Here is a 12,759-nt window from a genome sequence, read left to right on the forward strand (position 1 = left end):
TCAGAGATAGGAGAGGAACAGACTGTCGAGCAATCGCGACCAACCGGACACCATCACGAACAACAGTAATTTGAGCGGCAGGGAAATGGTCATCGGCGAGACCATTTGCATGCCCAGCGCCAACAGAAGATTGGAGACAATCAAGTCAATGACGATGAAGGGGATATAGATCAGGAAGCCAATCTCGAATCCGGCCTGCAGTTGCGACAGCACGAACGCCGGGATCAACAGGATCAAGTCTTCGCGTTGCACCTCCTGGGCCATCTGCGCGGGCCACAGGCGTGCAGTGTTTTCCAGCAGGTGTGTGAGCACATCCGCATCGATGTTGCGTAACATGAAGGCACGCAAAGGTTTGATGGCTTCATTCCCTGTCTGCAGGAGCGTTTGTACGTTGCTCAGATCAAGCGGCGAAGCTTTGACACTCTCGGCGATTTCATACCCTACAGGCGCCATGACAAATAGCGTGGCCGCAAGCGCTATGCCATTGATGGCCATGCTCGGCGGCACCTGCTGCACACCGATGGCGTTACGGGTGATCATCAGCACAATCACGATCTTCAGGAATGCCGTGCAGACGATTAACAGCATGGGCATCAACGATAATGCCGCCAGAAACACGGCCAGGACTATGGGGTCCAACCCCTGAAGTATCATCGGCCGAACATCACGCGAGACAGTTGCAACCCCAGGCGCCCATCGACTTCTACCAACTGTCCCAGACCAATCGGTCGGTCACCGTAATAGAGGCCCGCCATGCCTGGCGCGTAACCGCCAATACCCAACACCGCTCCCGGCGCGAGGTTTCGCAACTCGCCCAGGGTCAGGTTCAATGTGCCGCAGCGTATATTCAGCGCCATGCTCAACTCATCGAACGGCTCGTCGCCAAATACGTCCGTCACAGGCTCATCGCCCTCATCCCCGGAGTAGTGGGGAGCCAGGAATTCTTCGTCCACAGACGTGTCCTCGATTGAAGTAAGGGTCAGGCACAACGGCCCACTGTTATCGTCAATGCATCCATGCAGTCGTTGTTTGCCAACCTGTACATGACCGCTGCCCTGGGCTTGAAAAAAGGCCTGCTCAGGCACCAGCACATCTCCAGTCCGCAGGCTGCGTGCTTGCGCGATCGGTAACCGCAAGCGCCCGAGGGTGACTGCAATGGCCAGGCGGAACGAGGTGGGCATCGGCCCGGCTGTGGCACGCCATGGCCCGGCATCGCATAAGGCCAGGAAGCTCGCGGGAGCCAGCCACACGTACCCCTCAACCCGGGATTGTCCCAGGCTCACACTGAGGCGGCAGCCGAATGCCTTGGGTGGTTCGGTCTCCAACAATCGCAGATAGCCCAGCAGGGTTTTCACCTGAGGACTCAGGTGATACTGGAACAATGCCCAGAACCAGGAGTCCGGATCGTTGCTCGTCGGGGCCAGCGTCACAGGACACTCACCCAGCAGACTGAGCAGCGGCCCGGCCTCGGCAAGCGCCAGCACTCCACACACCGTTTCGAGGCACACCACCTCACCACGTGCAGGGGCGCGCCCGGGTTCGAGCCGCAGCTGACCACGCTGCCCGGCTACCTGGAACGGCATGCACAGGCCACGCCCCAGCCTGCGCCGGGCGGCAACTGTATTGCCATTGACCGAAGGTAATGTCAGCAACGGCACTAGCATGCGCAGCCGGCATTGGGCACAAACAGGCTGACCGGCTGTTCCAGCGTGAGTGCGAAGCGATCCTCACACTGTTGCCTCACGCTGCTGAGCCAGCGCGCCGTCGCATCCTCTTGTGCCTCCAGGTCGATACTCCAGCTGTTTTGTTCACGGCGCACAGTGGCATTGATTCGCCCCAGGCGAGGCAAGTACAACACGGCCTGAAGCGGCCACTGCGAAGTGGCCAGCAGACGTGGCCCCAGTTGTTCGGCGAGCGCCTCGATCATCGCGGCACCGCCCAATAATTTTGATCCCGACAGGGAAGCCCCCCCGCCTGAGCCCTCACCGTCATCCGCCCACAACTGGTTGAACAACCGCGTCAACTCCGCAGGCACAACGCCTCCCGCTCCGAGCTCACGCTCTTCTCGTTGCTCACGCACCCGTGGGCGTTCAGCAGGTTTATCTGAAACCTGGGTCATACCGACTCCTGCACCAGTAAAAGGGATAACTCCTGAAGCTTTTCCACTTGTCGTAGGCACTCAGTGGCCTGTTTCTGGGCACTGCCGACGCGGGCCTGCTTCTCTGCTTGCTGGCCTCGCAAAACCTCCAACTCCCCGATACCCCGCCGGGTATTGGCAGACAAGCCGCGCTCCTGCGAGCCCCAGGCTTTCAGGTCCTGCAGGCTCAGCACCTGACCCTGATGCTGGCTGAGCAACCGAGCACTCTGCTGGGCCTCTTCCAGTCGGGTCTGCTCAAGGGTGTCCTGGGCCTGCTGGATATGTGCAAGCAGGGCCTGCTGGGCTCGCTTCGCTTCACGCAAGGCGCGCTCGGCCCGGTCTGCCCGGTGGCGGCGCAGGCGGCGCAGCGTTTCGACCTCACCTAGCAGCTCGTCAGAATGGGACATAAGCGGTCAGCTCCTTGAGTTGCTCCAGCGTCATTGCCATCGGGGAAGGCTCACGCAAATCCTGGCGCAGAAAACCATCGACGGCCTGGCGGCTGTCCACTGCCAGGTCGGTCAGGGCATCGCTACCTGGCTGGTATTCCCCCAGCTTGAGCATCAGCTCGATCTGCTGATAGGCCGACAGCAACCGTCGCAACGCGGTACCCGCCTGGATATCGGCAGGCTCGGCGACATTGCTCAGGATCCGCGACAAGCTCGCCAGCACGTCCACCGCGGGATAGTGCCCACGCTCGGCCAACTTACGAGACAGCACGATATGGCCGTCGAGCAGCGAGCGAACTTCATCAGCCACCGGGTCGTTCATGGAGTCTTGCTCGATCAGCACCGTATAGATCGCTGTGATCACGCCTTCACGGGTCAAGCCGGCGCGCTCTACCAGTCGTGGTAACAGGCTGTAGACCGAAGGCGGCAGGCCGCCGCGACCGAGGGGTTCGCCAGCGGCCAGGCCGATTTCGCGCTGGGCCCTGGCGAAACGGGTCAGGGAGTCGATGAGCAGCAACACACGCTTACCCTTGCGGCGAAAACCTTCAGCCAATGCGGTCGCCGTAAAGGCCGCTCGTGCTCGCTCCATGCTGGAGCGATCGGACGTGGCACACACCAGCACCGCCTTGGAACGCAGTTGTTCATCCAGCTCATGATCGAGAAACTCGCGCAGCTCGCGGCCCCGCTCGCCGATCAGGCCGAACACGATGACATCGCATTCCACGTTACGGGCGATCTCGGCCAACAACGTGGTCTTGCCGCAACCCGCTCCGGCGAACAGGCCCACACGCTGGCCTTCGCCCAGCGTCAGCAGGCCATCGATCGAGCGCACCCCGGTGGCGAGCGCACGGTGGATGCGTGGCCGCTCGGTGGGCAACGGCGCCTCACACAGCACCGCGCTGGTATCGGGCAAGTCGGCCTCGACAAACGCACTGGGGCCCTCTCCCGCAATGGGTCGACCAAAGCCATCCAACACCTGGCCCAGCAATGCCTCGCTGACCTGTACCCGATGGGATACCCCCAAGCGCTCGACGCCGGCACCCACCTGCACGCCTTCCAGGTTGCCCAGCGCACTGAGTACGGCATCCTGCTGATCAAAGCCGATGATCTCGGCGAGCATGTAGTCGCCCGGCTTTTTCTCCACTTGGCACAGATCCCCAATACGCGCCTGGGGCAGTCGGCACTGCAGTAACATGCCGTTGACGCGCTGGATGCGCCCCCGCACGGAAACGGGTGCGAAAGTGGCCAAGGACTGGGCCTGGCGCTGTTGCCACGCATTGAGGCGCGCTTGCACTTCCGTATTCACCAGCGCACCTCATAACGCTGCACGCCATCGAACACCACTTTGCTGTTGTCGATCAGTACCAGGCGCAGGCCATCCACCTCATCGCCAATAAACAGCCGGCTACCCTCCTCCAGGACCACATGAGCATTGGGCCCGCCCACGATCTGCACAATCTTGAAAGGCAAGGCTCCGTCGCGCGCACGCACACGGCTGATCACCGGTATTGCGTTGTCGTATTGCTCGCCAAAACGGTTGAGCATGCGCGCGACCAGCTCAACGTCATCCTGGGAAACGTCGCCATCAAGCACGACCTGGCCATTGATCACCTGCAAGTTGACGCGCTGGCTCAGCTCACGTTCGCTGAGCATTTTCAACAGCTGTTGGCGCACTTCGAACGGTGAGGCCAACGCCTGCTTCTGCACCACAGGCGGCGTCAAGGAAGCCTTGGCCTCAGGCTCCCCATTGGAGGCCATGCCCACCACGATGAAGATGACCGTTACCGCCAACACGAGGCTGATCAGGCGCTTTTGCTGGGAATGGGAGATAGTCGATAATTTGAGCCCCGGCGCCGGCTCATTGAAGACGGGCGACGCTACCGTTACTGGGGCGGGTGATCGGGGCCAGGGTTCATCGGCCAGGCTGACACACAGCCGCACGGCCCCCACCGAAAAAACGGAATCGAGCGCCAGGCACGGAATCTGGGCCAGCACCCGACCATCAGCCCCGCGCAGCAGTCCGGCTTCGGCCTGCACCGACCAGTTCGCGTCGATGAGCCTCAGCCGTGCATGCTGCTCGGCGATGCCAGGGTCGCTCAGCACCAGGTCTGCATCGCCATGGGCACCGATGCTCCACTGCTCACCAAACAAAGGCAGCGCAGCCCCCTGGTGCCGTCCATCAAGCACGCGCAACTCGAACATCATCAAGTCCTCATGCCACCGCTCCGCGCATCAACTCGTCCTGCCCCAAGTCGAAGCGCCCCAGCACTTTGACCTTGGAGGTACTGCTCAGCTCGGCAAAGGACAGCACCGGCACGTGATTGAATTCCTCCAGCAACAAGGTGCGCAGTGGACTGCGCAAGTCCTGCGCAACCAGCATCACGCTCTTGAGTTTGGGTCGTAGGGGAAAGGCCTGATTGAGTAGGCTGACCAACGCTGCACTGTGTTCATCGTCGAGTGCGAAAAACACCCCGGTCTGGGTCTGGCGCAGCGCCTCGCGCAGGATGCTTTCAGTCTGCGGCGACAGCAGCCAGGCATGCAGGCCGTCGGCTTCGCTGTACTGATGGTAAATCTGTGCCTTGAGCGCAATGCGCGCATAGTCAGCCAGTGCGTCCGGTTCCCGTTCATGCTGACCGTACTCGATCAACGACTCGACAATCAGCCGCACCGCCCGCAACGGCACACCTTCGCTGGCCAGGCGTTGCAACACCGCCGAAAACCGCGATAGCGGCATGATCCGTTGCAGCTCCTGGACCAATTCCGGCTGGTTGTGCTCCAGCCAACTGAGGATCGCTTTGCTCTCCTGGATCCCCAGGAACTGCGGCCCGCTGAGCATCATGGCCTGCTTCATACGCTCAACGATCAGGCTCGCCGCGGTGAAGCGCTCCAACTGGGGATCATCGAGCAACGGATCATCCGGCGCCAGCCAGACCCACCCCTGTTCATCGCGCTCTGCCAGCCCTGCTATGGCGTGTGCAGGCTCAACCGTCAGCGCCTTTCGCTCAACTGCCACCAGGCTGACAACCGAGGCCCTGACCATTGGCACCTCATGCACACAAAAGCGCATTTCATCGTCGGCCAGCGAGTCATCGAGCTCTACCTCGAACGGCGGCAGTGTCAGCCCAATATTGGCAACCAGCGCATTTCGCGCCTGGCGAATCGCGTGGATAAGATCCGTCACTTCCGGCGTGCCTCGCAACGCTGGAGAGAATTGCAGCAGGTAGGGCCTTGAAGGATCGAACCCTCGCAAGTCCTCACTGCCGTTCTCTTCGGGACGCACCGCTTCAGCCGCTTCGGCTTCAGGTTGTTCCTGCCGTTGACGCTGACGCATCAGGTAATACCCCAGGCCGCCAGTGACCATCGCGATCAGGATAAACACCAGGGTAGGCATGCCGGGCACCGCCGCAAAGGCGAGCATTCCTACCGACGCAATCATCCAGCTCTTGGGCTCGCTGGTCATCTGCCGAGCAATTTCGGCGCCCATGTTAGTGACACCCCTGCGCGCATCCGGCGCTACACGGGTGATGATCATGCCGGCGGTGAGTGCGATCAGCAGCGCGGGAATCTGCGCAATCAGGCCGTCGCCGATGGTCAGTACCGAGTACAGCGCCATTGAATCGGCGGCACTCAAGCCATGCTGGAACATGCCCGTGGAGAACCCGCCCAACAGGTTGACCACAACGATGATCAAGCCGGCGACGGCGTCCCCCTTGACGAACTTCATGGCGCCGTCCATAGCCCCGAACAATTGACTCTCGCGGGACAACTGCTCGCGCTTGTCCCGCGCTTGCGCGCCGTCAATCAAGCCGGCACGCAAGTCGCTGTCGATGGACATCTGCTTGCCAGGCATCGCATCCAGGCTGAAACGCGCCGCCACTTCGGCGACCCGCTCCGAACCCTTGGTAATCACCAGAAAGTTGACCAGGGTCAGGATCAGGAAGATCACCATCCCCACGGCCAGGTTGCCGCCGACCACAAAATTGCCAAAGGCCTCGACGATGTCACCAGCGTCCTGCTCCAGCAGGATCAAGCGCGTCGTCGCAATCGACAGCGCCAGGCGAAACATGGTGGTCAACAGCAGGATCGACGGGAAAGATGAGAACGCCAGGGGCCCCGGCAGGTATAGCGCCAACACGATCAACAGGCACGAGATGCAGATGTTGAGTGCAATCAGGATGTCCACCAGCCAAGTTGGCAGCGGCACAATAAAGATGAACACGATGGCCATCACCACCACGGCGCCCAGCACTTCGGCGCGCTGCGCGACCTTTAGCAAAACGCGGTTGATGACCAACAGCACTGTCACGCCTGGGCCCCCAGCACACCTGAAAATCGTGCAGGATTGCGGGTAGCCCGGTCTTGCTCCCCGATCACCACCCGTAAGCAACGCAGGGTATCTGCACGTACTCGACCATCGAGCCATAGCGCCAATGGCAAATCGTGGAGCACCGGACAAAGCGCATTGAGTGCCAACAATGGCAGGGCGCTTGTGTTGCCCTGCAATTCAATCCCAAGCCGAAGGATTCCATCAGCATCAAGCCCACTGCCCGTGAAACCCAAAATGCGCTGCAGTAGCTCTACCTTGTCATGGTCGATTTTCAGGTCTTCGATCAGCTTCTGACACCCGTTCAGCGTCCCGCTCAGTTGCCCACAGCTTTGCAGCCCCAGTAACAAGGTACGCAGTAGCGGTGTAGGCATTGACGACACCTTGGCCGCGATATCGTCCGCCAAAGCCTTTCGCATCAACATGAGCCCGTCGGCAAACCGTTCGCTGCCGTATAAGCCCAGCAGCGCCTGCATCATCGTCGGCAGCGACTGCCGCATGACCACACTGGCGTAGTAGAGCGTACGCAGTGCCTGACGCTCCTGTGGGTCGACACCAGACGCTTGCATCGCCACGGCAATGTTCAGGCCGGCCTGGATCTCCTTTTCGTAGAGCACTTTCAGCTTGGCAATGGCAACACGTGCCAGGGCCGCTTCGGCGGGGCGCGACCCAGTGTCCGCCTGGGCCGCCACATGCTTGAGCACCACGAACGCACGCGCGGGGTCTCCGTCGGAAAGCTTCAGCGATGCTTCAAACCCGCCCTCGCCCCCCTGCCTCAGCGCCTCCCTGACCATCAACGAAATCATTGCCAGGGTCTTCTTGGCCGGATGCCCCAACTGCCGATAAAGCTCCGCTATCTGTTCGACCGGGGAAACGCGCGCGCCCATCTTCCGCTGGCTCAGCGGCAGGCTATTGCTTGCCACTTCCTGGCTGAACAGGTGAGCAAGAGCATCTACGCCACTGGCGGGCTGAGGCGTCGGGGCATGGCTGACGGCAGGCTGATCCACGGGCTGGATCGACTTTACCTCGGGGGAGAGTTCAACTTTCATGGACAGCCCTGAGCGGGAAGAGTGTTTCCCTGTGTGGCAAGACCTGCCCATCTGGTTCCATCGAAAAACACTTGCACGGCTAAATTGAAAAGACTTGCACACCCCATGGCAGCTCTATGCAACCCTCTGCACAACATCTCATCATTTCAGGATATTTATCTATATAAATCAGTAAGTTGAAAAAATTTTTCCTTGGCACAACCAGTGCAAACGAGGTCCCCGTCGACATCCTTTCGACTGCGTCTACACCAAGGAAAAAACCATGAATATCCCTATTGAAGCTTTAGCGCACCTCGTTGGCAGCTCGCCTCAATTCATGCTTCACCTGACAGACGACCAGCAAAAAAAACTGCGGCGCTTCATTCACAAGCGCGTACTCAACCCGGAAGATGCAGACGACCTGCTGCAACTGACGTATCTGGAAGCCTGGCGCAACCGCGAGCGTTTCAGCGGCAATGCCACGCTGAGCACCTGGATGTGCGGTATCGCGCAAAACCTCATACGCAATCACTTCAGGCGCCTGTATGCCAAGCCTATGCATTGCGAATTTGACGAGTCGCTGTGGCATGGCCAGGAGGAGAACCACAACCTGGATTGGGAATTTGAAATCAACCGGCGCCTGGAAAAAACCCTGAACGCCATCGACCACCTACCGGCAGAAATGCGCAAGACGCTCTACGCCTCCCTGGAAACCGACGGTAGCTATCAGGACACCGCCGACGTACTGGACATTCCTATTGGCACCGTGCGCTCACGCCTGTCGCGAGCCCGCGAGCAGCTCAAACGCGCCACGCATAACTCGTCGTATCCTTGAAGTCAGGCCACGCGTGGGGTGGCAGGGATATCTGCCCCACGCGATCAGGTTTTTGCGGGGAGGCGTCGGGATTAATCAGGAACCACTCGTCGCCCGATCCGCTGATTTCGCTTAAACAGTTGAAAGCGTAGATAAAAATTAAAAATAAATACTTGACGCATTGCCGTTCTACGCGAATAATGCGCGCCACTTGGCTACATAGCTCAGTTGGTTAGAGCATAGCATTCATAATGCTGGGGTCCGGGGTTCAAGTCCCTGTGTAGCCACCAAGTACCTGTTTACAGATGTCTACATGAGTCTCTAAACAACCTCAAGAAGCCCGCCTAGTGCGGGCTTTCTTGTTTCTGGCTATCTCTCCTTGTATCCCCCTATACCTTCCCTCCGTGTATCCCCCTGTGTATCCTCGACAAATAATTGAACCGAGGGGATACAAGCCCAAATGAAGCGATCCGAGATAAAACGCCGCCCCCTTTCCGATACCGCATTGGCCGGCCTGGAGCCTGATGCCAACGAGTATCGCGAGCTGGACGGGAGCGGCCTTTATTTCCGCGTGAAGCCTGATGGCCAAAAGTCCTGGCAGCTTCGCTACAAGAAGCCCGACGGCAAATGGTCATGGCTTGGGCTTGGCGGTTACCCCGAGGTGAGCGGATCAGTCGCCAGACAGAAAGCTGCCGAATTGCGCACCGACGCCGCCGACGGCAAAAACCCGATCGTTACCAAGCAAGCCCGCAAGAAAGCAGAAAGAGATATCGCAGGCGAGACATTCGAGCCACTCGCGCGGGAGTGGTACGCCTCTCGTCTCACCAACTGGGACGCGGGCACCGCCAAGCGAATCATCGGTGCCCTGGAACGTCACGTCTTCCCGGTGTTCGGCAAGCGCCCCTACGCCGACATCACTCCGCTTGAGTGGATGGAGTTCTTACGCGGCATGGAACAGCAGGGAATTCTCGAGCAAATGAGCCGTGTGCGCTCGTACTGCCGAGACGCCTACGACCTCGCCCGAGTAACTGGCCGGGCGACCCATAACCCCCTTGAGGGGCTGCAAAAATACCTCCAATCAGGCAAGGCCGAGAACTACGCCCACGTCTCACCCGATGAGCTTCCCGGCCTGATCCGCGCCATCGCTGCCTACCCGCACGCCAACGATGTGCGACTCGGCCTGCGCCTGCTGAGCCTGTTCGCCGTGCGCCCCAGCGAGCTGCGCGAGGCGCAGTGGTCGGAGTTCGATTTCACCAAAAAGCTCTGGACGATCCCAGTCGAGCGCAAAGGCCGCAAAAAGGGACTTGAGCATCTGGTGCCGCTTTCGTCTCAGGCGATAGAGGCGCTAGAGGAACTACGCCAGTACACCGGCAGCTATCCCCTACTATTCCCTGGCCGCAGCGACCACACCAAACCACGCAGTGACACCGTGTTTCTGATGGCGCTGCGCCGTATGGGATATGAAGGCCGGCAAACCGGTCACGGCTTCCGGCATATCGCGTCGACTGTGCTCAACGAGAACGGCTTTGACGAGAACCACGTCGAGGCCCAGCTATCACACAAAAAACCTGGCGTTGCCGGCGTCTACAACAAGGCCCAGTACCTGCCGCAGCGCACGGTGATGATGCAATGGTATGCGAACTACCTTGACGGCCTCGCCGGTGGCGTCGTTATCCAAGGCAACTTTAGCAAGCGGGCCTGATTGCTTCCCTATCGCCTGTGTACAGATATAGACTGATAGCCATTACTGTTTGCATAGCCAGTACGCCGGACAGGTCTAGACCTGATTGGCTGGTCTCAATGACACCAAAGCGGACTTTCCGCAAACCAAGTGAAGCGAACTACAACGGACGATAGCCTCTGGAGGGCAAGGTGATGGACGAGTTGGACTACTGGAGGCTGTGCGAAGATTTAAGCATTATCCAAGCGGCACTACTGACGGCCGGCACCGACCCCTCTTCAGAGACTGCGTGCTATTGCGAGGATTGGAAGATTCACGAGCGGCCACGTGGGTATGAGGCCGCGAAGTCCGCAATTACAAGCGCGCTTCGGCGAGGGTCACTAGAAGGGACGCTAGCTCTGCTCCCCGAATGGGATATAAACGGAAACCACATTGGGTGGATTGAGGGCTCGGTTGACCTCAATGAGTCTATGGTGAACGTCGAAGCCCTTCGCAAATGGTTAGCTGGCAGAGGATTCCAATCTGGGTTCTTTTTCCCCGTCGGAGACGAAATCCCTACCGGCTATCTGGACGAAAACAATCCTTGTTATGCCCCCAAGCTGGCAGCAGCAATACGCGCATGGGAGGCAGTAACCAGCGACCCGGAGAGACTCCGTGGAAAAACGCCAAAGGCTGCGCTTTCCAAGTGGCTCAACGAGCACGCAGCGTCCTATGGACTAATCAAAGATGATGGCACACCGAACGCAAGCGGTGTGGAAGAGGCGGCCAAACTGGCGAACTGGAAGCCAGAAGGCGGCGCTAGCAAGACGCTAATTGAGTAACCCTCCCCCCCCTACAACCCGCGCCGTTAAAGGCCTCGAATGATTGGCGCGGAAGTACTCTCCCTGTTTCACGCTTAAGCCTACCTACCCCTTAGCCTCTTTCGATGGGTAAGTTTTCGCAACCCTCCTAGCTATTCCATCCGATTACCCACCGCCAATCTGTCTTCCGTCATCTACAGCAATCACGGGATACAGAACATGCACACCACGCCATCTAATATGCAGCCAGTAGCTGCAAGCGTTCACCAGTTCGACCCAGCCACGGTAATCATCCGTATCAGCGAACTGTCCGCGATCACCGGCTACGCCCGACCGACAATCTACAAGCGCCTCAAAGACGATCCGACCTTCCCGCGCCCCGTCCCACTGAGCGATAGCAAATCGCGGGGAGCACCTGTCGGCTGGATTTTGGCTGAGGCGCAAGCTTGGGTGCGCCAGCGCATCGCTCTGCGCGAGGTGGCCGCCTAATGAACAAAAAAAAGGCCGACCAACAGGCCAGCCACAAAAATACTCGCGTCGAGAATACCAGCGGAACCGCACAACGCGCTCGCCTTTTGGAGCGCCTGCAAGCTGGCCCGATTGATACCTTCACCGCCATCCGCGAACTGAATATCGTCCGCCCAGGTGCGCGCATTAATGAACTGCGCGGCCTGGGCCACAAGATTCTGACCCACCGCCTCACCCTGACCGACGATCAAGGGCGCAGTCATCAGGGCATGGCGCTCTACTACCTCAGCACCAACCCGCCGACGGGGGTGACAGCATGAACACAATCATGGTGACTCAAATCGGGGGCGAGCCTCGCGTGGATAGCCGACAACTCGCCGAGCAGTTGGACAACAAACACAAGAACTCCATGGCACTGATTGAGCGCTACTCCGAAAAATTCAAAGAGTTCGGCTTGCTCGCGTTTGAAACGGAGGCAAGGCCGGCGGGCCAGCATGGCGGTGGTGATGTGCGCTTCGCCCTGCTCAATGAGGATCAAGCGTTCTTCCTGCTGTCGTTGTCCCGCAATACCGACCGCGTTGTGGAGCTGAAAGCGAGCCTGATCATGGCGTTCCGCGAAGCACGGTATGGGAACGCCTGCCAGACGCTGGAGGCCCGCAAGAAGGAAGCCAGCAGCAGTGGCCGCCGGTTGGCTCACTGGCGCTATGACAAGCCGGGTGTGTACGCGCACGTTGCTCATCTGAGGGAGCAACTAAAGCTGCCAATCGATTCTGAGGACTTCCGCCCATGACAGCTATGCTCATGATCAGCGATAAACGGTCGATAACTTTTGTTGCAAGCAATCGCGCTCGTCGGTATGGTTTGCCCGTCGCTGCAAATTCAGCGACCGGGCTTGGTAACCCGCTGAACGTTAGGCGCAACAGCGCCCCCATTACGATTGCAGGCGCTTTTTTTGTGCCCGCAGTTACGTGTTATGGCGGCTGTGCGTGGGAGGCATTCGTGCCTGCCGGGTTCCTAACGTCCCGGTTTACCAACCTGCGCACAGCTGCCACCCATTCGCT

At 59.5% G+C, this 12,759-nt stretch carries 14 protein-coding genes and 1 tRNA gene; 7 read left to right on the forward strand and 8 right to left on the reverse strand.

The annotated features are described in order from the left end of the window. Genes sctR through AC0IYN_RS06720 form a run of 8 tightly spaced genes read right to left on the reverse strand, consistent with a single transcriptional unit; the run spans nt 1 to nt 7,956 of the window. Nucleotides 1-654 carry a type III secretion system export apparatus subunit SctR gene (gene sctR / locus AC0IYN_RS06685; protein ID WP_406598464.1) on the reverse strand — a complete coding sequence of 218 codons (654 nt, stop codon included), beginning with the start codon at nt 652-654 and terminating at the stop codon, nt 1-3. Next, nucleotides 651-1,664: a FliM/FliN family flagellar motor switch protein gene (locus tag AC0IYN_RS06690; RefSeq protein WP_457239043.1), complete on the reverse strand. Its 1,014-nt coding sequence runs from the start codon at nt 1,662-1,664 to the stop codon at nt 651-653. Before AC0IYN_RS06690 ends, sctR begins: the two co-directional genes overlap by 4 nt. Further along, nucleotides 1,658-2,119 (reverse strand): type III secretion system HrpP C-terminal domain-containing protein, encoded by a 462-nt coding sequence (locus tag AC0IYN_RS06695; protein WP_457239044.1) that lies wholly within the window; start codon nt 2,117-2,119, stop codon nt 1,658-1,660. Before AC0IYN_RS06695 ends, AC0IYN_RS06690 begins: the two co-directional genes overlap by 7 nt. Beyond that, nucleotides 2,116-2,544, reverse strand: coding sequence for a type III secretion system stalk subunit SctO (gene sctO, locus AC0IYN_RS06700; RefSeq protein WP_406598467.1), 429 nt, complete (start codon nt 2,542-2,544; stop codon nt 2,116-2,118). The genes AC0IYN_RS06695 and sctO overlap by 4 nt, the downstream gene beginning before the upstream one ends. Continuing rightward, nucleotides 2,531-3,889 carry a FliI/YscN family ATPase gene (locus AC0IYN_RS06705; protein ID WP_406598468.1) on the reverse strand — a complete coding sequence of 453 codons (1,359 nt, stop codon included), beginning with the start codon at nt 3,887-3,889 and terminating at the stop codon, nt 2,531-2,533. The genes sctO and AC0IYN_RS06705 overlap by 14 nt, the downstream gene beginning before the upstream one ends. After that, the gene (locus AC0IYN_RS06710; RefSeq protein ID WP_406598469.1) at nt 3,886-4,785 is read right to left on the reverse strand and encodes an FHA domain-containing protein; all 900 of its coding nucleotides are present in this window, start codon (nt 4,783-4,785) and stop codon (nt 3,886-3,888) included. The genes AC0IYN_RS06705 and AC0IYN_RS06710 overlap by 4 nt, the downstream gene beginning before the upstream one ends. Before the next feature lie 10 nt (nt 4,786-4,795). Then, nucleotides 4,796-6,889 carry a type III secretion system export apparatus subunit SctV gene (gene sctV, locus AC0IYN_RS06715; RefSeq protein WP_457239045.1) on the reverse strand — a complete coding sequence of 698 codons (2,094 nt, stop codon included), beginning with the start codon at nt 6,887-6,889 and terminating at the stop codon, nt 4,796-4,798. After that, nucleotides 6,886-7,956: an HrpJ domain-containing protein gene (locus tag AC0IYN_RS06720; protein ID WP_471840854.1), complete on the reverse strand. Its 1,071-nt coding sequence runs from the start codon at nt 7,954-7,956 to the stop codon at nt 6,886-6,888. The genes sctV and AC0IYN_RS06720 overlap by 4 nt, the downstream gene beginning before the upstream one ends. Nucleotides 7,957-8,218: 262 nt before the next feature. On the opposite strand from AC0IYN_RS06720, the gene AC0IYN_RS06725 reads away from it, so the two are divergent. The 7 genes from AC0IYN_RS06725 (at nt 8,219) to AC0IYN_RS06755 (ending at nt 12,488) form a co-directional block, all read left to right on the forward strand. Next, complete coding sequence (locus AC0IYN_RS06725; RefSeq protein ID WP_078046761.1) at nt 8,219-8,770, forward strand: RNA polymerase sigma factor; 552 nt, start codon at nt 8,219-8,221, stop codon at nt 8,768-8,770. 192 nt (nt 8,771-8,962) lie between these two features. Further along, nucleotides 8,963-9,039, forward strand: a tRNA-Met gene (locus tag AC0IYN_RS06730). A 170-nt stretch (nt 9,040-9,209) separates the two neighbouring features. Continuing rightward, a complete protein-coding gene (locus AC0IYN_RS06735) occupies nt 9,210-10,451 on the forward strand; it encodes a tyrosine-type recombinase/integrase (protein WP_471840856.1) in 1,242 nt (413 codons plus the stop codon). Between the two features lie 173 nt (nt 10,452-10,624). Further along, nucleotides 10,625-11,251 carry a hypothetical protein gene (locus AC0IYN_RS06740; RefSeq protein WP_471840858.1) on the forward strand — a complete coding sequence of 209 codons (627 nt, stop codon included), beginning with the start codon at nt 10,625-10,627 and terminating at the stop codon, nt 11,249-11,251. A 198-nt stretch (nt 11,252-11,449) separates the two neighbouring features. After that, on the forward strand, nt 11,450-11,719 hold the full coding sequence (locus tag AC0IYN_RS06745; protein WP_471840860.1) for a helix-turn-helix transcriptional regulator: 270 nt from the start codon (nt 11,450-11,452) through the stop codon (nt 11,717-11,719). Further along, nucleotides 11,719-12,018: a helix-turn-helix domain-containing protein gene (locus AC0IYN_RS06750; protein WP_471840861.1), complete on the forward strand. Its 300-nt coding sequence runs from the start codon at nt 11,719-11,721 to the stop codon at nt 12,016-12,018. The genes AC0IYN_RS06745 and AC0IYN_RS06750 overlap by 1 nt, the downstream gene beginning before the upstream one ends. Further along, nucleotides 12,015-12,488, forward strand: coding sequence for a Rha family transcriptional regulator (locus AC0IYN_RS06755; protein ID WP_471840862.1), 474 nt, complete (start codon nt 12,015-12,017; stop codon nt 12,486-12,488). Before AC0IYN_RS06750 ends, AC0IYN_RS06755 begins: the two co-directional genes overlap by 4 nt. The last annotated feature ends 271 nt before the right edge of the window (nt 12,489-12,759 follow it).

The sequence above is a fragment of the Pseudomonas sp. AC112 genome (genome assembly GCF_979253545.1).